The sequence below is a fragment of the Corallincola luteus genome, from assembly GCF_004336975.1.
Classification (GTDB): domain Bacteria; phylum Pseudomonadota; class Gammaproteobacteria; order Enterobacterales; family Neiellaceae; genus Corallincola; species Corallincola holothuriorum.
Map to the genome: position 1 here is coordinate 1 of NZ_SJXE01000013.1, position 20,900 is coordinate 20,900.

Genomic DNA, 20,900 nt, shown 5'->3' on the forward strand with positions numbered 1-20,900 from the left:
ACGATTAGGCTACAAAACACCTGAAGAGGTATTCAATGAACACTAACCGCTACTGTTGCACTTCAAACTTGATACTAGGCTATCTAGACGGACAAGCGAAGAGAATTTGACGTGGTGCCAACTTCTCTTCTCTTCAACTGAATCGTTACAACCCTTGAAATAACGTCTCTATCCAACGCTTCTCATCGATAAAGCGCCATGACCAGCTTTTCCACTGCTCGGGCACACCTTCATCGAGTAGTTGTTGGAGTGTCTTGCCTTCGGCTTTGGCTGTTTTCACCCAACTAATGTGGGTTTCCAGCATCTCGATGTTGACTGCTAACGCGGCTTTGTCCGCGAGGGGGCCATGACCGGGAATGATCTGAGTTTCGTTATTCACTTGGCTATAAAGCGCTTTAACGTTATTTAGATACCCCATCACTGAACCGCCGCGTTTAAGATCGATAAAGGGAAATTTGCCGTTAAAAAACAGATCGCCCATGTGCAACACGTTGGCCTGCTTAAACCACACTACGCTATCGCCATCGGTATGACCTTTGGCGTAGTGCTGAACTTCGATGGTGAGGTCATTGAAATGAAAAGTCACGCCGTCGGCATAGGTGACGACCGGCATCGCACTGCGAGGCAAGCTGTCATCTTGCGACAAGCGCTCAAGCACATGGTGGTGAGCGAAGATGGTAGCGGATTTACCAAACTCGGCATTGCCACCAGTATGATCCCCATGCATGTGGGTATTCACTACGTATTTCAGCGGTTGCGGTGATAGCTCTTTTAATACCGCAGAGATTTTGTCTGCTAACGGCGCGTATTGATCGTCAACGATGAGCAACCCATCGGTGCCGGCTGAAGCGCCAATATTGCCCCCGGAACCGGTGAGCATATACACGCCGTTACGTAGTGCAGTTTTTTCTATCTCAACATCGGCGAAGCGATCATCGGCTAGCGCCGAATAACTAAAGCAGATAGAAAGTAAACCCAGCCAAATAGATCTCATTGTGCATTTCCGTATAAAGAGGATGACTCATCCAAGATAGATGATTGCCGTTTAATAGAACAGCTTACGATGTAATTCACTGTCGCGATCAACGGCAACAAAAAAGCCCGCGTTAGTCGCGGGCTTTTGATGGTTTTACAGTTCAGAGGCGACGCTTAGCGCACCTGCCACTGCAATGTTTCACCGGCATAGAATGGCACCATCGGCTTGCCAGCAACGTCTACTGTCGCAGGGATCTGCCACGGGTCACGTACCAAGGTGACGGTATCCGTATTGCGCGGTAGACCGTAGAAATCTGGGCCATTGAAACTGGCAAAGGCTTCCAGTTTATCCAATGCACCGATTTGCTCGAAGATCTCAGCGTACAGTTCCAGTGCTGCTGGCGCACTGTAACACCCGGCACAGCCACAGGCGTTTTCTTTGGCGTGTTGCAGATGTGGGGCGGAATCGGTACCGAGGAAGAACTTACTGGAACCACTGGCAACCGCCGCTTGCAGTGCTTGCTGATGAGTATTACGTTTCAGTACTGGTAAGCAGTAGTTGTGTGGCTTAATTCCGCCAACCAAAAGATGGTTGCGGTTGTACATGAGATGTTGTGGCGTGATCGTGGCTGCCACGTTGTTACCGCTGGCCAGTACGAATTCTGCAGCATCGCCAGTGGTGATGTGTTCGAATACGACCTTCAGTTGCGGATATTTAGCGACGATCACGCTTAAATGGGCATCAATAAACGCTTTTTCGCGATCAAATACATCCACTTCATCGGCGGTGACCTCACCGTGAACCAACAGCAATAAGCCAACCTCAGCCATCGCTTCGAAAGTGGCATCAAGCCCATCGAGATCTGTCACGCCGTGAGCGGAGTTGGTGGTGGCATTGGCTGGGTACAGCTTACAAGCCTTCACGATCCCTTGTGCCGCAGCCTCTCGCACCATCTCTGGCGTTGTGTTGTCGGTCAGGTAAAGGGTCATCAGCGGTGTAAAACCACTGTCTACTGGCGTAGCCGCTTGAATTCGCTGGTAATAGGCTTGCGCATCTGCAGGTGTCACTACCGGAGGCTGCAGATTAGGCATCGCGATGGCTCTGGCAAAAACTCTGGCGGTGGCTGGAACGGCGGTTGCCAACATCGCCTCATCACGTAAATGAATATGCCAGTCATCTGGTCGGGTGATTGTTAGCGTATCTGCCACGCGCTACTCCTTGGTTGCAATAAAATTGGCCGCCTTAGTCAAACGGCTCGAGCGATTATCCGCCTATTTTAACCTGTGTCGTGGCGGTTGTCTGTGTGTCGATTAATTGCCGACAAATTGTCGAGTTTGTGAGCTATAACTTTTCAACTGCTTAGGTCTGCTCTAATCTGGCTACTGTAGCTATTTTTGTGGAGTTGTTGATGGCGATTGTAACCGGCCAGTCTGAAAGCAAAGTCTTGGAAAATGTGGTGATACCGCCGCGACCAGAAGTATTAATTCAGGTCAGCAACGAGCTGAAGCAAACTGATCCTGATGTTCGGGTGATCGGTGATGCCATTGCCAAAGATGTCAGCATTGCTGCTGGCGTGCTACAGATCGTCAACTCTGCCGCCTACAAGCGCGAAAAAACCATCGAATCAATTCATCAAGCCGTCATGCTACTGGGTTTGCATCGTGTCTACGCTGTGGTTAGGTCGGTTGCACTGCGCAATATGGTCGCAGATAGCTATCAGCTCGAGGCGTTTTGGGAAACCGCGTCGGATGTGGCACATACCTGCATGGCGGTTGCCTCTACCTTGGAAATGCACGATGACCTCGACCATGCTTATCTGCTTGGTTTGTTTCATATGGCTGGCGTGCCGGTCATGATGCATAATTTCGACGACTATGGCCGGGTTAAAGCCACCGCTGATTGCAGTGGCTGGGATGTGGTTGTAGATGAAGAGATTGCCAGTTATGGCACCAGTCATATTGCCATCGGTGCTCGTCTAGCTGAAAAATGGCACCTACCGGAAGTGGTCGCTGAAGCGATCTATCTGCAATACACACCTGAACAGCTGTTTAACGATGAGGTTACCCCCGAGAAAGTCACTGACATGGTGTGTGTGCTGAAAGTGGCACGACAAGTGGTGATGCGTACCAGTGAAACATTGGTGACCGAGCATGACTGGGAGAAAATCGCTGAGCCAGTGGCGGAGCATCTGCATCTCACTGAAGACAGCTTAGAGCAGTTGGTTGAGTCGCTCGCCAATCGTTAAAGCGTCGACGGCTTAATCTTTTCCGCCAATTTTCAGTCTAATGCCGTGTTTGCGGTGACTAACTCGTCGCCAGAAACTTTGGCGGGTATAGTAGTGGCTCGTAAGTTCGTTTAGGGAGTGCTCATTGTGGATGACAGTCTCTTGCACGCGTTATTGTCTGGAAGTCATGACCGTTATGAAGTGTTTTTGTTGCGATAAAAAAACCACAAGTCGTGAGCTGCTGATCATCAGCGCACAACATTATTGCCATGTTTGTGCCCTTGGCTTGTTTGGTCAAGAGGCTTTAAACAGCCCGGTCCCTCAGCAATCTAGCCGTTTTCAGCGTATTCTTTTTCACTTAAGAGCGTTGTTTTTTTTGGCTTCTGGATTGTGGATTTTTGTGCTGCTGTATGAATTGCTTGAGTCAGCCTACAACTACTTGAAGACGAAGTTTGGCAAACAAAAAATGTAGGTTGAGAGCAGTAACTTGCGCGTTTTTTGCTTTGTTATCGGTCACTGTATCTCACCCTTTACAATCACGCTTTAAAACGCCCCTAAATAAACCCTAGGTCGCTATCCTCTTAACCCCTGCTAGCCTCATACAATAGTCAGTAGATTAACTTCTGCTCTTTACCACGAGGCTCGCTGCATGAATCAACCATTTTACGATCGACTTCAGCAACAACTAAAAGACGTCACCGAGCAGGGCTTATACAAGCATGAGCGGGTGATCACCAGTGCGCAACAGCCGTCGATGGCGGTGGCTGGTGGACAAGAGGTGATTAACTTCTGCGCCAATAACTACCTCGGCTTGGCCAATCATCCTCGCTTGATTGGTGCGGCGAAATCCGCGCTTGATAGCCATGGTTTTGGTATGGCTTCGGTGCGTTTCATTTGTGGTACGCAAGATCTGCATAAGCAGCTAGAAACCGAACTTGCCGCTTTTCTGGGGATGGAAGATGCGATCCTGTATAGCTCCTGTTTCGATGCCAACGGCGGCTTGTTTGAAACCCTGTTGGGGCCAAACGACGCCATTATTTCTGATGCCCTGAACCATGCATCGATCATTGATGGGGTGCGATTGTGTAAGGCTAAACGCTTCCGTTATAGCAACAATGATATGGCGGAGCTGGAGCAGTGCCTGCAGCAGGCGGATGCCGCGGGTGTTGAAACCAAACTGATCGCCACCGATGGCGTCTTTTCCATGGACGGTGTGATCGCTGATCTGGCGAGCATTTGTGATTTGGCAGACAAGTACAATGCGCTGGTGATGGTGGATGACTCCCATGCCGTTGGTTTTGTCGGTGAGCAGGGACGCGGCAGTCATGAGTATTGTGATGTGATGGCGCGTGTCGACATTATTACCGGCACTCTGGGTAAAGCGATGGGCGGTGCTTCTGGCGGTTATACGGCCGCGCGTAAAGAGGTGATCGATTGGCTGCGTCAGCGTTCACGTCCCTACCTATTTTCTAACTCCCTAGCGCCCGCCATTGTCGGCGCTTCATTGGAAGTACTGCAACTGCTAAAAGAGAGTGCCGAACTGCGTCAGCAGGTAAAGCAGAATGCAGCGTATTTCCGTGAAAAAATGGCCGCTGCGGGCTTTACCTTAGCTGGCGCTGATCATGCCATCGTGCCGGTGATGCTAGGGGATGCCAAGTTGGCGAGCACTATGGCTGACAAGATGCTGGAGCGCGGCGTCTATGTGATTGGTTTTTCATTCCCGGTGGTGCCTCAGAACAAGGCGCGCATTCGAACACAAATGTCGGCGGCGCATACCCAGCAACAACTTGATCAGGCGATCGCGGCATTTATTGAAGTGGGTAAAGAGTTGAAGGTGATCCCATGACCATGATGCGAGGATTAGCCAAGCTCAAAGCGGCACCTGGGATCTGGATGACCGAGGCACCGTTACCTGAATTGGGACATAACGATCTGCTGATTAAGATCCGGAAAACAGCGATTTGCGGTACCGATCTGCATATCTATAAATGGGATGAGTGGTCGCAGAACACCATCCCTGTGCCGATGATTGTTGGCCATGAGTATGTTGGTGAAGTAGTTGCTATGGGCCAAGAGGTACGTGGCTTTAGCGAGGGCGATCGTGTTTCGGGAGAGGGACATATTACTTGTGGTCACTGTCGAAATTGCCGCGCCGGCCGTCGTCACTTATGCCGAAATACCGTAGGTGTCGGCGTGAATAGGCAGGGGGCATTCGCTGATTATCTGGTGATCCCTGCTTATAACGCATTCAAGATCCCTACTGGGATCAGTGATGAATTGGCGTCTATCTTCGACCCATTCGGTAACGCCGTGCATACCGCACTAAGTTTCGATTTAGTTGGCGAAGATGTACTTATTACCGGCGCAGGCCCGATCGGCATCATGGCGGTGGCGATAGCCCGCCATTGTGGTGCTCGTCATGTGGTGATCACCGATGTGAATGATTATCGTCTGAATCTGGCGGCGCAGATGGGGGCGAGTCGGGTAGTCAATGTGGCGAAAGAATCATTGTCTGATGTGATGGTTGAGCTGGGTATGACCGAAGGTTTTGATGTCGGTATGGAGATGTCGGGTGTGCCGAGTGCCTTTTCCGCGATGCTGGACAAGATGAACCATGGCGGCAAAATTGCGTTGTTGGGGATCCCGCCATCGGACATGGCTATCGATTGGAATCAGGTGATCTTCAAAGGGCTTGAGATCAAAGGTATTTATGGTCGAGAGATGTTCGAGACCTGGTACAAAATGGCTAGCCTGTTGCAGTCCGGTTTGAATATTTCGCCGGTGATCACCCATCGTTTTGATATCAATGATTTTCAGCTTGGCTTCGATGCCATGGTCTCTGGTCAATGTGGCAAGGTGATCCTGGATTGGAGCGACTGACAGCAGTATTTGCTTTAGCGTACGGTCATAAATCTGCAGTAGTTGGTTGCTAGAGTGCACAGCAATTGCGGTGCTGACATTGAGTCGGCACCCATTTGTCTGTGGCGACAGAGGAACAATGACTATGCTAAGCCAGGCTCGAGTGTGTGCCGAATGTGAAGGTACAGGTATCTTTACCTTAATTAGCCACCGCGGTATCGAGGGCTTGTATCGTGAGCTGATCGATTGTCCCGGCTGCCAAGGCTCCGGGGTTGAAGCGGGTATGCTGAAACTGGTATCACGCTGGTCATCGACGCCAGAGTCGAAAATTAACCTGGTCGAATAGACGGGCTAGATTAACCCCCTAGATTCCTTGGGTGTTTATCTGTGCTTAGCTCACGTAGAATCTCCCTTCGCCAAGAAGGAGTCGTCATGAGCGAGTTTCAACATATCGATGTTATGCAAACCCAACAACTGCTGGATGCCGATGAGGCGACCGTGGTTGATATCCGTGATGAAAACAGTTTCGCTGCGGGCCATATTCAAGGATCTGTTCATCTTACCAACGGTTTATTGTCGAACTTTATGGCCGACGCTGATTTTGACCGTCCACTGATTGTGGTTTGCTATCACGGTATCAGTAGCCAAGGGGCTGCGCAGTATATGGCACAGCAGGGTTTCGAGCAGGTGTATAGCATGGATGGTGGTTTTGAAGCGTGGCGTCGCCAGTTGCCCTATGTGGCGCCCGATCCTGATGACGCGCCAATCGCTCCTTAGCTGGCCGCAACGGCCAGAGTATGAGTTCCCGCTCAGAGTGAGGCATAATGGCGTTATCTCATTACCCTAGGTGTCGCTGTGATAGAAATCGCCACGTTATCTTCTCCCCGTGCTGCCCAAGCCTTCGTTGATTATCTAGCTACCCAAAGCATTGCTTGCCAGTTGCGACCGGAAGGGCAGGGGGTAATGCTGTTGTTGCACGATCCGGGGCAAGAATCCCACGTTCGTAGTGAGCTACAGAAATTTGCCGAAAACCCGAGTCATCCGCGCTATATGGCAGCGTCGTGGGAGCGCAGTGATAACGCTGGCGTGCGGTTTGATTACGGTGCACCCGGCACCGGTTTGATGCGTAATTTTCTGCTCCATGCTGGGCCGGTCAACCTGATTGTGTTGGCTATCTGCGCTGTTGTTTTCCTGTTCTCTTTCTTAGGTATGCTGGGCTATGTCCGGTATTGGCTGCAGTTCTTTCCTTCCATCGACGCATTGACTGGATGGCAGCAATGGCGCTGGTTAACGCCGGCGTTTATCCATTTCAGTTTTATGCACCTGATTATGAATGCGCTGTGGTGGTGGTATCTGGGAGGACAGCTGGAACAGAAAGAGGGAAGCCGGCCGCTGTTGATACTGTTTCTATTAACTGCCGCGCTGCCAAACTTCGCTCAATTTCTATTGAGTGGCCCCAACTTTGGTGGTTTGTCAGGGGTGGTTTATGGTCTGTTTGGTTACGTCTGGGTACGCGGAATGATGGCACCAACAGTGGGATTGTCGCTGACCCCCGGACTCACGGGGTTTATGTTGATATGGTTGGTGATCGGTTTTCTCGGTTGGTTTGGTCCGCCGATGGCTAATATGGCGCATTTCGGTGGCTTGCTGGTGGGCGCTGGCTATGCGGCGACTCGTAGTATCAATAAAAAAGGCTTGGCGGAATAAGCTGATCAGCCAAGCCTTCGATGTCACCCCATGGCGCTATGAGGCCGTGTTTTTAGTGATAAATATATTTGGTAAACAGTAGCTCGGTTGCCAGCTCTTGACCGGTTTCCTTTTTCAGCAGTTGATTGACGGTGTTAAAGCACAGCTTACGGATCTCTTCGCGTCCGGCTAACGATTTAACCCTGTCTTCAGGCTGGCGACCCAATACGTCAACCAGAGCGGCACGCAGTAACGGCGCGTGGTGCTGTATGATTTTCAAGTTGGTTTCGCCTTGAGCCATCAACTCGATGGTTACTCGAACAAAGCCAACTTTCTTTCCTGTGCTCAGGTAGTTAGTAATGATGTCAGGCTCGAAGCCGTAATACATAAAAGTACTGTCATCTGCCAACGCCACTTTTGACGACAGGCTCATCACTAAGCTGATACAGATGGCCATAAGTAGTTGCCGACATTTCACCACGTTTCTCCTGCTGCCAATCACGGCGGTTCTAATCTCTTTGAGGGAAGTCTAAAGGGGTTGATGGCTTACGCCAAGCTTCCGTATCAAACTCTGACACTATTATTGTCCATTATTCAGCTTTTCAACGGGTTCCTGTTACTATATCGGCGATTATTACCAGTTATTTAGTGATTGTGAGCAAGCAAGAGTTATCTCGCCATTTTCCTTTCGGTCTTACGACCCAATGGAGCCCCATAAAACAACAAGATCTGCACTCCGTGCGGATGGCTGACTGGTTGTTGGATAGCACCTCATTAACGGCCCGTTTGAAGCGACATTGTCAGGATTTCTCTGTCCGTGTGTTAGGGGAGTCTTATCTGGCTTTGAGCGCGGATGAACAGTCACAACTAGCAACCGCTGACAGCGAAGGGTTTGTCCGTGAGGTTATCCTGTTTTGTGATGATAAACCTTGGGTCTTTGCTCGCACGGTGGTGCCGTTAGCTACCCTGTCTCAGGGACAAGAGCTACAGCAACTTGGTGAGCGGCCGTTGGGTGCCTTATTGTTTGCCACGCCGGGTATGGTGCGAGATGCCGTTGAGGTGACTCATTTAGCGGCAGATCATCCGCTGTCTAAATCGGCCCTGCTGTGGGGCGCAGATAAGCAAAGGGATCTATGGGGACGACGCTCCCGTTTTTTGTTGCCTGCAGGTGCTTTGCTGGTCAGCGAAATGTTTTTACCCGACTGTGCTGCCTATGCTGAGGAGTAAGTAAGGTGGAGATTGCGCAGAAGCTATCGGCCTATGGACGTCTGATGCGAGTGGATCGTCCTATTGGCACTTTATTACTGCTTTGGCCGACCTTGTGGGCTTTACTGATTGCGGCTCAAGGTGTGCCAGAGTGGCACCTACTGGTGGTATTTGGCTTGGGTGTGTTCTTGATGCGCTCGGCTGGATGTGTGATTAACGATTTTGCCGACAGAAACTTTGATGGGTATGTGACGCGCACCCAACAACGGCCGTTGGTAACGGGCGAAGCCAGCGCAAAAGAGGCGTTGGGATTGTTCTTAGTGCTGTCGTTTTTTGCTTTCTTATTAGTGCTGACACTGAATACTTTTACCATCGTATTAAGTGTCGGTGGCCTGGTCCTTGCTGCTTGTTACCCCTTTACCAAGCGCTTTACTAACCTTCCGCAGGTGGTGTTAGGTGCCGCCTTTAGTTGGGCTATACCCATGGCATTTGCAGCCGTTCTCGGAGAAGTCCCGCGCTATGCTTGGTGGTTGTTTGCCGCCAATCTGAGCTGGACGGTGGCTTATGACACCCTATACGCCATGGTTGATCGGGATGATGATGAGAAGGTCGGGATCAAGTCGACTGCGCGACTGTTTGGGCGTTACGATTTACTGGCGGTCGGTGTATTGCAAAGTATGACTTTACTATTGCTAGCCTTGCTATTCACAGAGCTGGATTTAGGTTGGGCTGCCTGGTTAAGTCTACTAATTGCCGCACTCTTGTTTATTTCTCAACAAGTACAGGTCAAAGCGCGAGAGAGGAATGCTTGCTTTCAAGCATTCCTCGCTAATAACCGGGTCGGATGGGTACTTTCTTTAGGATTGTTGACCAGCTATCTGATGTAGGCCTTATCTAAGGCCTATACACCATTATGCTTTTTACTTTTTCTGTCTTTAGGGGCAGAGAGAGTTTTCTGTGGAAATATCCAGCGAAAGGTAGTCTTTACTGGTCACTAGCTGACTAATTGCATCGTACGAATGAGTAAAATTAAGACTTAGCGATATGACTATGTCTTGCTGTTCACCGTCAGCTGGTTTCTGCAAAGAGACGTACTCAGCAATAGGCGAGGTATTCGTGAATGCTGAGCTTTTGGTGATGTCTCTGAGACGATCGGTATATTGTTTAACCAACGTTCCGGCATCAACAGAGTCTATTTTTTCTATATAGGTCAAGTGGACAGTTGAGGTTTGTTGTGCCGTGCAAGGCTCTGCTATGGCGGATGATGTGGCTGAAATCAAACCTGCAGCCATGGCCAATAATGACAGTTTCTGTTTTTTGTTCATGTAACGTCCTTTCATTTGAACGGGCGACGCGATTCCTGCGTCCCTTAGATCGAGTGCTGATTGTATACTAAGAGCAATATCTATTTAAGCCATTCAGATCAACATGATGCAACGCTTGTTGATCTGAATAGTCATGTTTTTGAGGCTAAGCGACGGCTTCATCAATGGTTTGATGTACTTCTGTCGCCAGCAACATTGAGATGGTCTGATGCAGGCTCTTTATCTTGGCTGGCCCTTCGGCCTCATCCATGTAGCCGCCTTCTCGCAACGAGCTGATAAAGATTGAGAACACTTTCTTATCAAAAAACTCTGGCGCACTGATGCCATGCAATGAAGCCAGGCGCTCAGCGATCTTCTGGCTACTGGACTCCAGTTGCCCGCGCTCTAAACCCGGATTGTGGGTGAGCTGCGCTAAAGTGATGGTGTAGCGCTGCAGGGTTTCCTGAATGATATTCGCCAGCAGAATAAGCTGATTGCGCTTACTTGAACGATGTTCAGGCACCTGCAATAGCTCGCCTTTGCGAGTGATCAGGCCAAGGTTTTCCAGCGCATTGAGCTGCCCTGCAAATTGTTGCTTCAATCCTTCTTCATCCCAATCCATAAATAGCTCGGCCTTGAGCATGGGGTAGATTTCGCTGACCGTACGATAGAGGGACTCTTCACTTAACTGCCGGTGTCTCAGCACGCAACTGGCGATGAGGCTGGGCAGGGCAAACATATGAATAATGTTATTGCGGTAATAGGTCATCAGCACGGCGTTTTTACCTTCGAGACTGATGATCTCGCCAATACCGTCTTCCACTACACTGAATTTGTCCAGTTCAATCGCATGGCTTACCAATGCCTTCGCGTCCTCTTCCGGTACCGTGGTTTGGCTGTGGTACGGTACCTGGCGGATCAGCTCTAGATAGAGTGCGATCTGGGCTTCCAGCGCTTTGCGGCTTAACGAGCGTTGCTCAGCACAAAGTAGTGACAACGCGCACAGGTTGATCGGATTCAGTGCCCCGGCATTATTAATTTCGCGCATCACTTGCTGACTGAGTTGGTTAACGGTTGGCGTTAACCAACTGGGCTTCTGTACTTCTAGTTCATTGATTGAGTCACGCCATTCCGGTGCTTTATCATTCATAAAGTTGGTTAGCGAGATCGGCTTGCCAAAGTTGACGTACCCAAGGCCAAAATTGCGTAGTTTTCTCACCGCACTTAGCACCTGCCATGCGCTCTCTTTCTCTTTGCGCTTGCCTTTCAGCTCCTTCATGTAGGTGCCGATTTCCATCACATGTTCATAGCCTAAATAGACTGGCACCAAAGTGATTGGGCGATCGCAGCCACCACGCAACAGGGTTTGTACTGTCATCGCCAGCATGCCGGTTTTGGGGGGTAACAAGCGGCCGGTGCGGCTACGGCCACCTTCAGTGAAATATTCCACTGAATAGCCTTTTTGAAACAGCAGGGCCAAGTATTCACGAAATACAGCACTATATAGCTTGTTGCCACGGAATGAGCGCCGCATAAAGAAAGCGCCGCCCCGGCGGAATAGTGGACCGGCAGGCCAGAAATTCAAATTAACGCCAGCGGCGATATGGGGAGGTACCAAGCCTTCGTAATAGAGCACATAACTGAGCAGCAAATAGTCCATGTGACTGCGGTGGCAGGGAACATAGACCAGCTCATGCCCGGATTGTGCGAGGGTGCGTACCTGTTCAGCATTGCTAACTTTGATACCGCGATAAATACGGTTCCACAGCCAAGTCATGATGCGATCAACCACGCGGATCATGTTACTGGAGTAGTTTGCGGCGATCTCATCAAGGTATTTGATCGCTTCGGCGCGGGCGTCCTCTTCACTCTTGCTTTTGGCTTGTACCTCTTCGGCGATCGCTTTGCGCATTGCTGGCGTGGCAACTATCTGCTCAAACATCGCTTGGCGATCGGCGAGTCGAGGGCCGGTAACCATTAGTCGTTGACGATAGAAATGCACCCGTGCTACTCGGACGATACGGTGCGCGGTGCGGTCATTGATGCCAAAGTCATCGGCCATCTGCCGCAGTGATACCGGTTTGCTGAAGCGGATAAAGCTATCGCGCCCTAGCAACAGTACCAACATCATTTTCCGGAACCAGTTGGGTGAGCTTTTGTCGCCAAGCCCCGCGAGTAATGATGGTTTCTCTTTACCGGGCGCACGGCCCCAGTAAACCCCGGTTGGTACGATCTGTACATCGAGCTCGTCGCTACGCCGGTGCGCTTCCAAAATACCCAGTACCTGAGTACGGAACGGTAAGCCTGCATCGTCACTGTTTAGCCAACGGCTGGCCTTCTCTACGGAGATGACCCGAGACTGTTCGCGGCCATCAATTTGCAGCGGTTCAAATGGGTCTGGCAGGCCCAAAGCCTTACAGCGCCTCGCCAACGCCACTTTGTCGGTGTGGCTGTCATCTTTTAGTAGATAGACGATTGGCTTTTCCGGATCGAGCAGATGCTCTTCTACCGGGCTTTCAGGGATAGGAGTGCCTTTCACCAACAGGCGGACAGGCAGTTCAAGCAGGGAGTGGAACCAACGCTTTCGCTCGGCCATAGTGATATTTCAACGAGTTATTTATTCCAGACTATTGGGCGGAAGATAGCAGAAAATCGTCCAGATAGCTTGCATCTGGATCATGACTGGTCCGTTGTTAATGCCTTCGCAATGGCTTCACTTAGTTCACTGATAAGCTGGCTAATGGCGTTCACTTGGCTCTCTGTTGTCGATTCTGCTGATGTGTTCAGGGCGAAGGTCTCGTAGCGTAACTCTTTATGGTCGCTCGACAGCAGTTGCCAACTACCTTCTAACCGGGCGATGCCTTGGCTATCACTGTCGAGCCTGTCTATTTTTATTCGCAGGGACGGCTGTGGAGCCACGCCGATGACACCGAAAGGGCGCAACTGTGAGCTGCCAGTGATAGTTTGCAGGTTTTTGAGCAGCACGATATTGATGTCGTTATCTAACTGACTGGCCCAGAGATCATGGTCACTGATTTGGTAGTTTACTGCTGTGCTTCGGGCAACCATCCCTTGACGTTGCAGATAGTCAGCGAGGTAGACAGGGCCAACGGTCAAAGCCAGATCAGGTGCCGGTACAGTTGCACTTTTAGCATCGGCTGATAATAGATAGTAATCGGTCGGACCTGAGCTACTGCACCCACTGAGGCTGGTGCCAGCGAAAATGATTAAGGCCGTTATCCAAGACAAACGATTGCGCATAATGACTCCGGGGTGCATTGACCCTGTTTTATTTTCCAAATATTACTGCTTCGGGGCGACGTTGCAGGGTGTCTAACAAGCTGCGGGCACTTTTAAGCGTCGCATTGAGATTGTTCAAGCTCTGTTCCGCGCTGACCTTGAGTTGTGAATCATGATCGGCCAGTTGTTGGTAGGTCAGCAGAGTGGCTTCTGCCTGTGCCAATGTCTGATCAATCTTGGCCAATGTTTCATTGCCTTGAGCGATGGTTTGCGCGCTGGTATCTACTAAGGCTTCAGCGCTTTGGCTGAGATGGGAAACATTCTTGGCTGTTTGTTGGAAATCCCCCAAGGTGACTTGCATCTGCTGGCTCAACGCCGGTAAGTCTTGGTTCAGGCGGGTTAACAGAGCGTTCAGCTGCACACTGGCCTCTTCCAAGCTGTCGACCCCACGATTAAACTTCGGGCTTTCAGTGATTCTCTTCACTTGTCCCAGCAACTCATTGAGATTATTTGCGATCTCATCCAAAGGCATCTTGGCTACTTTGCTCAAGGTGGACGACAGTGCCTGTCGAACCAGCTCCAGATCTGACGGCACTGTTGGGATTTGAGGGTAATTTAGGTCGGTCGGGTGCAACTCTCCTTGTTGTTCCGGCTCGTAGTCGATCTGCACCATCAATCGGCCGGTCACCATACTTTGGGTGACCAGTTTGGCACGGATGCCGCGATTGGCGCGCTCCATATCTTTAGGTGCTACACCTTCAAAGAAGTTATCCAACAGCTCGGCACTGACATCCATCACGACTGGTACCAACAACTCACTGTTCTTAGCTGAATAATGGATACGAACGTCAACTACCTCGCCGATTTTCACTCCTTGAAATGAGACCGGTGAGCCTTTAGCCAGCCCTTGTACAGAGCCGCGGAATACCGTGACATAGCGGTCATGTTTTGAGAAAAATTGGTCGGAGCTGAACATGATGATGCCGATGACCATCAGTGTGGCGGCAAAAATTACAAATATCCCTATGCGTGCTGCTGTCGCATTGTGTCCCATCTTAGTTGCTCTCCTTTAAATCGCCCCGGCGCAGAAACATTTGTACTCGACGGTCATCGCAATTTGCCAGTAGTTCATTGGGATCCCCTTGAGCAATCATCGTTTTGGTTTCTGGATCGAGAAACACTGAGTTGGTGCCGATGGCAAAAATGCTGGCCAGCTCATGGGTCACCATTACGACGGTTGCGCCTAAACTGTCTCGTAATTGTAAGATTAAATCGTCCAGCAGGCGGGCACTGATCGGGTCGAGTCCGGCTGAAGGCTCATCAAAAAACAACACCTCTGGGTCTAATGCGATAGCGCGAGCCAGTGCTGCGCGCTTTGCCATCCCTCCGCTTATCTCTGAAGGATAGTATTTTTCATATCCCTCTAAGCCAACCAGAGTTAACTTTAGTGAAATAAGATCGCGAATATCTTTGTGGGTGAGGTTGGTATAGGTCTCTAATGGTAATGCGATGTTCTCTTCTAAGGTCATTGAACTGATCAATGCGCCAGATTGATAGGTTACCCCAAATTTTTGGGTCATCGCTTGGCGTTGCTGCTCATTACAACTCCACATCGCTTGGTCATTGAATAAGACTTCACCTTTGGCAGGGGTCAGTAGACCGATCATATGTTTCATGAGTGTGCTTTTGCCGCAGCCGCTCCCCCCCATGATGATAAATATATCGCCACCTTCAATGGTGAAGTTGAGATCTTGTTGGATCAGGCGATCGCCGTAGGCCATGGTGAGATCGCGTATTTCAATATGCTTTTGCTTCATATACCGATCAATGTTGTTGTAATGGTGACGATGGCGTCCACCACAATAATAAACACGATGGCCGATACCACAGAGCGGGTAGTTGCTTGCCCCACGGCCATTGCATTACGTCCGCAATTAATGCCATTCATACAGCCTGCAACAGCGATTACCAGTGCGAATAGCACACTTTTAAGTAAGCCAATAGCGAAGTGGCGTAACGGCACCGTGGTGGTCATCTGTTCCACAAATTGGGTGAATGAGATATCGAGCATTAACTGTGATACTAGCGCGCCACCAAGAATACCTAGCGCCATGGAAAAAACGGTAAGCAACGGCAGCATGATTAGCAGCGCGATAAAGCGGGGGAGTACCAAAAACTCGATGGGTCTAAGACCCATGGTTGTGAGTGCGTCGATCTCTTCATTCACCTGCATGCTGCCCAACTGCGCGGCGTAACTGGCGCCTGTGCGGCCCGCCATAATAATCGCTGTCATCATCGCGCCCATTTCACGTGCCATACCCAGCGCAACAAGAGAGGCGACGAAGATAGATGCGCCGAACTGTTGTAACTGCACGGCGCCAACGAAGGCTAAGATCATGCCGATCAGGATGCTGATTAAGGCGACAATGCCAAAGGCAGCGGGACCAGCGTCATGCATACAGTCGTACACGTCCTTGGCACGTATCTCGGCTTTGCCGACGCAGAGTTTGCCAACGGCGCTGATCAGCGCTCCGATGAAACTGAAACTGACTAAGATATTTTCCCAGCTCGCCAAGACCGAGTTACCTATGCGCTCAGCAAAGGTCGGCTGGTAAGTTGTTTGGTTTGGTCTATTGGCCGCATTAGATTGTGACTCTGCCAGCGCCAGAAGCTGCTGTGCGCCTTGAGGTAGGCGGCTGACATCTACATGCAGTCGATGCGCTTTTGCATATTCACTGACACGGCGAATAAGCACCACCAGCGCACTGTTCCAGCGGCCAATGTCGGCGTCGACGAATATGAGCGTTTCATCTGGAGTGACTTTTGATTTTAGGGCTTGTAGTAGATCGTCAACCCGATGATCGCCACGGCGTAATACCCAGTCACCTGTCAACTCTAACAGCCAGCCAGTACCGTCATCAGTTCGCCTGATGTTCAGCTCATGCACGTCACTTTCACCTTGAAAAGCCCTACGTAATGTCCTTGAGTCTGCCGCAGATCCACTATTTCTGCAAAATTCAAAGCGAATCAAGTTATTAATGTCACATAAAACAGTGATCAAAAAAACAGCAGTGATACTTGCCATGAATAAATACCTGTATATACTCACAGTATACTGTATGCAATCACAGGTATCTTTATGCGCCCATTAACACCACGGCAAGCTGAAATTCTTGCGTTGATTAAAGACAATATTGAAGCGACAGGCATGCCGCCAACTCGTGCGGAAATTGCACGCCGATTGGGATTTAAGTCTGCTAATGCCGCGGAAGAGCACCTCAAAGCACTGGCCAAAAAAGGTTTAATAGAGATCTTGGCGGGAACATCACGGGGTATTCGCGTGATCCCACAGGCGGATGATGAAGCGGCTGCAAACGATGATGGCTTACCTCTGATTGGTCAAGTGGCTGCCGGTACGCCTATCTTGGCGCAAGAACATGTTGAGGCGCATTACAAAGTTGATCCAGCCATGTTCCGGCCATCTGCGGACTTCTTACTGCGAGTACACGGTGACAGTATGAAGGATATTGGCATCCTCGAAGGCGACCTGCTGGCTGTGCACAAGACTGCGACGGCGCAGAATGGGCAGGTGGTAGTCGCTCGGGTGGGTGATGATGAGGTGACAGTTAAGCGTTTTGAAAAGAATGGCAAAGATGTGCTGTTGCATGCTGAAAATGAAGCCTACAGCCCGATCAAAGTCGATCTGGGTGTAGAGAACCTGGCCATTGAAGGGCTGGCTGTTGGTATCATTCGTAATGGAGAGTGGTTATGAACCCATTTGAGACAATGAATCTGCATACTCGCCAAATGACTGGCTCATTGGTAGCTGCACCGCAGCCAAAGCTAACCGGCAACCGCCGCCTGCAAAATAAGTGGCAATCGCGAGCGCAGATTGTGCCGGTTGAAGGCCAGCAATCAGCACTGTTAGAGACAATCAAACGTAGTCAACAAGCCAATAAATGGGTGGTATTGGTGGCAGCCCCTGATAAGCAGGTGACGCGTTGGTTGGTGGAAAATGGTGTGTGCGCTGAGCGACTGTTGCAAGTCCACCCCAAAGATGAACAAGGTGTGATGTGTGCCGTGACTCAAGGCTTAGGCTCTGCCACTTGTGGCTTGGTTATCGGCTGGACGGATCTACTTTCCGAAGCGCAGTGGCAGGCGTTAACCGCCGAAGCGGCTTGCTACGATACAAACAGTGTTTTGTTTCATCGCATGAATAACCGTTGCCATGCAGGTAGAGCATGGCAATCAGCACGGTCGAAAAATCAGATGTTCGCCAGTGTGTTGGTCCATTGATCCCCCACAGTTTCAATGTACTTTCCGAAGCCGCCGCAAGGCGGCTTTTTTTATACCTTTGAAAATCCTCCTAACACATTAGCTGCTAACTCTAGTTGCACAGACTTCATCACTCGTCAGGCTAAATATCACCATTTGGATGTGATTTAACCCGCAAACAGTTGGGCAGTTTGCTAACTTGCTCAAGTTTTTTGATTAATTTTTAGACGTATCGCTAATCGTGAACGATTCTTAATCAAGGCCTGATAGCTGCGACCGCGCCTATAAAAATTTAAATATGCGGTCTGTAGTGGCTACTGGGGTTTTGGGGTAAGCGCCTGTCGAACAGGTGTTTTTTGTAAGTGCGAGGAGAAGCCTCTTGATACGGATAGCCACACGCGTCGCGGCGGGGGCTGGCGCCCTATTGCCGTCATTTATCTCCGCCGAGGAGATGCCGCTAAATATGACTCAGGGTGTGACAGCCATAAGTCAGGACGTCTACCAGCTCCACATGACCATCTTCTACATCTGTTGCGTCATTGGCGTGCTTGTCTTCGGTGTGATGTTTTGGTCAATCATTCATCATCGCAAGTCCAAGGGAGTGAAACCGGCGCAGTTTCATGAAAGTACCAAGGTCGAGATTCTTTGGACTGCACTACCACTGCTTATTTTGGTTGCGATGGCGGTGCCAGCAACGCAAGTGTTGATCAATATGGAAGATACCACGGAAGCGGATGTCACCATTTTGGTGACGGGCTCGCAATGGAAGTGGCACTACAAGTATCTGGATGATGACGTTGAGTTCTATAGCCTGTTGGCGACACCCCGTGCCGAGATCGAAAATAAACTCGCCAAAACTGAAAACTACCTACTTGAGGTGGACCGCCCGCTAGTTCTGCCTATCGGTAAAAAAGTGCGTTTCTTAATGACTTCCGACGACGTTATTCACAGTTGGTGGGTGCCCGCTTTTGCGGTGAAAAAAGATGCTAATCCAGGTTTCATTAATGAAGCGTGGACCAGAATTGACGAAGCCGGCACATACCGAGGGCAGTGCGCGGAACTGTGCGGGAAAGACCATGGCTTTATGCCGATCGTTGTGGTCGCCAAGTCGGAAGCAGAATACAACACTTGGTTGGCGACATTGAAAACCACGCAAGCTGAAGCGAAAGCGGAAGAGCAAAAACTGCTGGCGATGAGTATGAGCATGGAAGAGTTAATGGCTGAAGGCGAGCAAGTGTATATGACCTCTTGTGCGGCTTGCCATCAACCGAATGGTGAAGGTCTTGCTGGTGTATTTCCTGGCTTGAAGGGCAGTCCTCTAACCATCGGCGATGTAGGTGCCCATATAGACATTGTTATCCACGGTAAAAAAGGTACGGCAATGCAGGCCTTTGCCAAACAGTTAACACTCAAACAGTTGGCCGCGGTGATCACCTACGAGCGTAACGCCTGGGGTAACAACACCGGTCAACTCGTTCAACCCGCTGATGTGGATGCCCGCATCAAAAGCGCAATCTAGCCAGAGGAGAGCTGAAAAATGAGCAGCGTAGCTGAGTCACTGCATGACGAACACCACGCGCATCACGCCCCCTCAGGTTTGAAGCGTTGGATCTTTACCACTAACCACAAAGATATAGGTAGCCTCTATCTGTGGTTCAGTTTTGCCATGTTTTTGATCGGCGGCGCCATGGCGATGGTTATCCGTGCGGAACTGTTCCAGCCTGGTTTACAGTTGGTGGAGCCAAATTTCTTTAATCAGATGACCACGGTACACGGACTGATCATGGTATTTGGTGCCGTTATGCCGGCATTTACCGGGTTAGCCAATTGGCTCATCCCGATGATGATTGGCGCACCAGATATGGCGTTACCCCGCATGAATAACTGGAGCTTTTGGATCCTGCCCTTTGCGTTCAGCATGCTGCTGTTTTCGCTGTTCACTGAAGGTGGCGGCCCCAATTTTGGTTGGACATTCTACGCCCCTTTATCAACCACCTATAGCCCAGAGAGCACCGCCCTGTTTGTGTTTGCAGTACACATCATGGGGATCAGCTCAATCATGGGGGCAATCAATGTCATTGTGACTATTGTGAATATGCGCGCGCCGGGGATGACCTGGATGAAGCTGCCACTGTTTGTTTGGACCTGGCTGATCACCGCTTTTCTATTAATTGCTGTGATGCCGGTGCTGGCAGGTGCTGTGACCATGGTGCTGACAGACAAGTATTTTGGCACCAGCTTTTTTGATGCCGCAGGCGGTGGTGACCCGGTCATGTTCCAACATATTTTCTGGTTCTTCGGTCACCCCGAAGTTTACATCATGATCTTGCCCGCCTTTGGCGTGGTGTCGTCGATTATCCCTGCCTTTAGTCGCAAACCACTATTTGGTTATGCCTCCATGGTTTATGCCACCGCTTCTATCGCTGTTTTGAGCTTTTTGGTGTGGGCCCACCATATGTTTACCACGGGTATGCCGCTGTTTGGCGAGCTTTTCTTTATGTATTGCACTATGTTGATCGCCGTGCCAACCGGGGTGAAAGTGTTTAATTGGGTGGCAACCATGTGGCGCGGTGCGTTGACCTTTGAAGTGCCGATGCTGTTCTCTATCGCGTTTGTGATCCTATTTACTATCGGTGGCTTCAGCGGTTTGATGCTGGCGATCACGCCGGTGGATTTTCAATACCATGACACCTACTTCGTGGTGGCGCACTTCCACTACGTGCTGGTAACCGGTGCCGTGTTTTCAATTATGGCGGCGGCGTACTACTGGCTACCGAAATGGACCGGTCATATGTATGACGAAGGGTTAGGTAAAGCGCATTTTTGGTGCTCGCTGATCTCTGTCAACGTGCTGTTTTTCCCGATGCACTTCTTAGGCCTTGCCGGGATGCCGCGACGCATTCCCGATTACGCACTGCAATTTGCTGACATCAATCAGATCGTATCAATTGGTGGCTTCGCTTTTGGCCTGTCGCAACTGATATTTCTCTATCTGGTGATTAAGTGCGTTAAAGGCGGTGAAAAAGCCCCAGCGAAAGTTTGGGAAGGTGCGGAGGGGCTAGAGTGGACCATTCCATCGCCCGCGCCTTATCACACCTTTACTACGCCACCTGAGATCAAGTAGCGCAGC

Annotated in this window: 22 protein-coding genes; 13 read left to right on the plus strand and 9 right to left on the minus strand. The window is 50.3% G+C overall.

The window, feature by feature from the left end:
• Nucleotides 1-145: 145 nt before the first annotated feature.
• Entirely contained in the window at nt 146-994 is an 849-nt protein-coding gene (locus EZV61_RS17810; RefSeq protein ID WP_130566924.1) for an MBL fold metallo-hydrolase, read from the minus strand.
• Between the two features lie 155 nt (nt 995-1,149).
• A complete protein-coding gene (gene pyrC / locus EZV61_RS17815; RefSeq protein ID WP_131417346.1) occupies nt 1,150-2,184 on the minus strand; it encodes a dihydroorotase in 1,035 nt (344 codons plus the stop codon).
• A 200-nt stretch (nt 2,185-2,384) separates the two neighbouring features.
• Here pyrC and EZV61_RS17820 point away from each other — a divergent pair, with 200 nt between their 5' ends.
• The 7 genes from EZV61_RS17820 (at nt 2,385) to glpG (ending at nt 7,766) form a co-directional block, all read left to right on the plus strand.
• On the plus strand, nt 2,385-3,221 hold the full coding sequence (locus EZV61_RS17820) for an HDOD domain-containing protein (RefSeq protein ID WP_131417348.1): 837 nt from the start codon (nt 2,385-2,387) through the stop codon (nt 3,219-3,221).
• 124 nt (nt 3,222-3,345) lie between these two features.
• Nucleotides 3,346-3,672, plus strand: a complete 327-nt coding sequence (locus EZV61_RS17825) for a hypothetical protein (protein WP_131417350.1) — start codon at nt 3,346-3,348, stop codon at nt 3,670-3,672.
• Between the two features lie 177 nt (nt 3,673-3,849).
• Complete coding sequence (locus tag EZV61_RS17830; RefSeq protein ID WP_114337693.1) at nt 3,850-5,046, plus strand: glycine C-acetyltransferase; 1,197 nt, start codon at nt 3,850-3,852, stop codon at nt 5,044-5,046.
• 5 nt (nt 5,047-5,051) lie between these two features.
• Nucleotides 5,052-6,080: an L-threonine 3-dehydrogenase gene (gene tdh, locus EZV61_RS17835; RefSeq protein ID WP_130566981.1), complete on the plus strand. Its 1,029-nt coding sequence runs from the start codon at nt 5,052-5,054 to the stop codon at nt 6,078-6,080.
• Nucleotides 6,081-6,198: 118 nt separating this feature from the next.
• The gene (locus EZV61_RS17840; RefSeq protein ID WP_131417352.1) at nt 6,199-6,405 is read left to right on the plus strand and encodes a hypothetical protein; all 207 of its coding nucleotides are present in this window, start codon (nt 6,199-6,201) and stop codon (nt 6,403-6,405) included.
• Between the two features lie 86 nt (nt 6,406-6,491).
• A complete protein-coding gene (gene glpE / locus EZV61_RS17845) occupies nt 6,492-6,836 on the plus strand; it encodes a thiosulfate sulfurtransferase GlpE (protein ID WP_131417354.1) in 345 nt (114 codons plus the stop codon).
• A gap of 78 nt (nt 6,837-6,914) precedes the next feature.
• A complete protein-coding gene (gene glpG, locus EZV61_RS17850) occupies nt 6,915-7,766 on the plus strand; it encodes a rhomboid family intramembrane serine protease GlpG (RefSeq protein WP_165419344.1) in 852 nt (283 codons plus the stop codon).
• Between the two features lie 52 nt (nt 7,767-7,818).
• Here the strand turns inward: glpG and EZV61_RS17855 are convergent, their stop codons facing one another.
• The gene (locus tag EZV61_RS17855; protein ID WP_240695235.1) at nt 7,819-8,223 is read right to left on the minus strand and encodes a flagellar basal body-associated protein FliL; all 405 of its coding nucleotides are present in this window, start codon (nt 8,221-8,223) and stop codon (nt 7,819-7,821) included.
• Nucleotides 8,224-8,399: 176 nt separating this feature from the next.
• Between EZV61_RS17855 and EZV61_RS17860 the strand changes: the two genes are divergently transcribed.
• Together EZV61_RS17860 and ubiA are read left to right on the plus strand one after the other, a co-directional pair.
• Nucleotides 8,400-8,972, plus strand: a complete 573-nt coding sequence (locus EZV61_RS17860) for a chorismate--pyruvate lyase family protein (RefSeq protein WP_130566932.1) — start codon at nt 8,400-8,402, stop codon at nt 8,970-8,972.
• Nucleotides 8,973-8,977: 5 nt separating this feature from the next.
• Nucleotides 8,978-9,838 carry a 4-hydroxybenzoate octaprenyltransferase gene (gene ubiA, locus EZV61_RS17865; protein ID WP_131417356.1) on the plus strand — a complete coding sequence of 287 codons (861 nt, stop codon included), beginning with the start codon at nt 8,978-8,980 and terminating at the stop codon, nt 9,836-9,838.
• Nucleotides 9,839-9,886: 48 nt separating this feature from the next.
• Here ubiA and EZV61_RS17870 read toward each other — a convergent pair whose 3' ends face one another.
• The 6 genes from EZV61_RS17870 to EZV61_RS17895 form a co-directional block, all read right to left on the minus strand.
• On the minus strand, nt 9,887-10,276 hold the full coding sequence (locus EZV61_RS17870) for a hypothetical protein (protein WP_114337700.1): 390 nt from the start codon (nt 10,274-10,276) through the stop codon (nt 9,887-9,889).
• Between the two features lie 145 nt (nt 10,277-10,421).
• Nucleotides 10,422-12,851, minus strand: coding sequence for a glycerol-3-phosphate 1-O-acyltransferase PlsB (gene plsB, locus EZV61_RS17875; RefSeq protein WP_131417358.1), 2,430 nt, complete (start codon nt 12,849-12,851; stop codon nt 10,422-10,424).
• Between the two features lie 80 nt (nt 12,852-12,931).
• Nucleotides 12,932-13,516 carry a PqiC family protein gene (locus EZV61_RS17880; RefSeq protein WP_165569657.1) on the minus strand — a complete coding sequence of 195 codons (585 nt, stop codon included), beginning with the start codon at nt 13,514-13,516 and terminating at the stop codon, nt 12,932-12,934.
• Nucleotides 13,517-13,544: 28 nt separating this feature from the next.
• The gene (locus tag EZV61_RS17885) at nt 13,545-14,549 is read right to left on the minus strand and encodes an MlaD family protein (RefSeq protein WP_131417362.1); all 1,005 of its coding nucleotides are present in this window, start codon (nt 14,547-14,549) and stop codon (nt 13,545-13,547) included.
• Between the two features lies 1 nt (nt 14,550).
• Nucleotides 14,551-15,312 carry an ABC transporter ATP-binding protein gene (locus EZV61_RS17890; RefSeq protein ID WP_114337704.1) on the minus strand — a complete coding sequence of 254 codons (762 nt, stop codon included), beginning with the start codon at nt 15,310-15,312 and terminating at the stop codon, nt 14,551-14,553.
• Nucleotides 15,309-16,442, minus strand: coding sequence for an MlaE family ABC transporter permease (locus EZV61_RS17895; protein WP_158537994.1), 1,134 nt, complete (start codon nt 16,440-16,442; stop codon nt 15,309-15,311). The genes EZV61_RS17890 and EZV61_RS17895 overlap by 4 nt, the downstream gene beginning before the upstream one ends.
• A gap of 192 nt (nt 16,443-16,634) precedes the next feature.
• On the opposite strand from EZV61_RS17895, the gene lexA reads away from it, so the two are divergent.
• The 4 genes from lexA to ctaD all read left to right on the plus strand — a co-directional run bounded on the left by lexA (nt 16,635) and on the right by ctaD (nt 20,894).
• A complete protein-coding gene (gene lexA, locus EZV61_RS17900) occupies nt 16,635-17,267 on the plus strand; it encodes a transcriptional repressor LexA (protein WP_114337706.1) in 633 nt (210 codons plus the stop codon).
• Nucleotides 17,264-17,791, plus strand: a complete 528-nt coding sequence (locus EZV61_RS17905) for a hypothetical protein (RefSeq protein WP_131417366.1) — start codon at nt 17,264-17,266, stop codon at nt 17,789-17,791. Before lexA ends, EZV61_RS17905 begins: the two co-directional genes overlap by 4 nt.
• Before the next feature lie 403 nt (nt 17,792-18,194).
• Entirely contained in the window at nt 18,195-19,289 is a 1,095-nt protein-coding gene (gene coxB / locus EZV61_RS17910; RefSeq protein ID WP_240695238.1) for a cytochrome c oxidase subunit II, read from the plus strand.
• 18 nt (nt 19,290-19,307) lie between these two features.
• The gene (gene ctaD, locus EZV61_RS17915; RefSeq protein WP_114337708.1) at nt 19,308-20,894 is read left to right on the plus strand and encodes a cytochrome c oxidase subunit I; all 1,587 of its coding nucleotides are present in this window, start codon (nt 19,308-19,310) and stop codon (nt 20,892-20,894) included.
• Nucleotides 20,895-20,900: the final 6 nt, after the last annotated feature.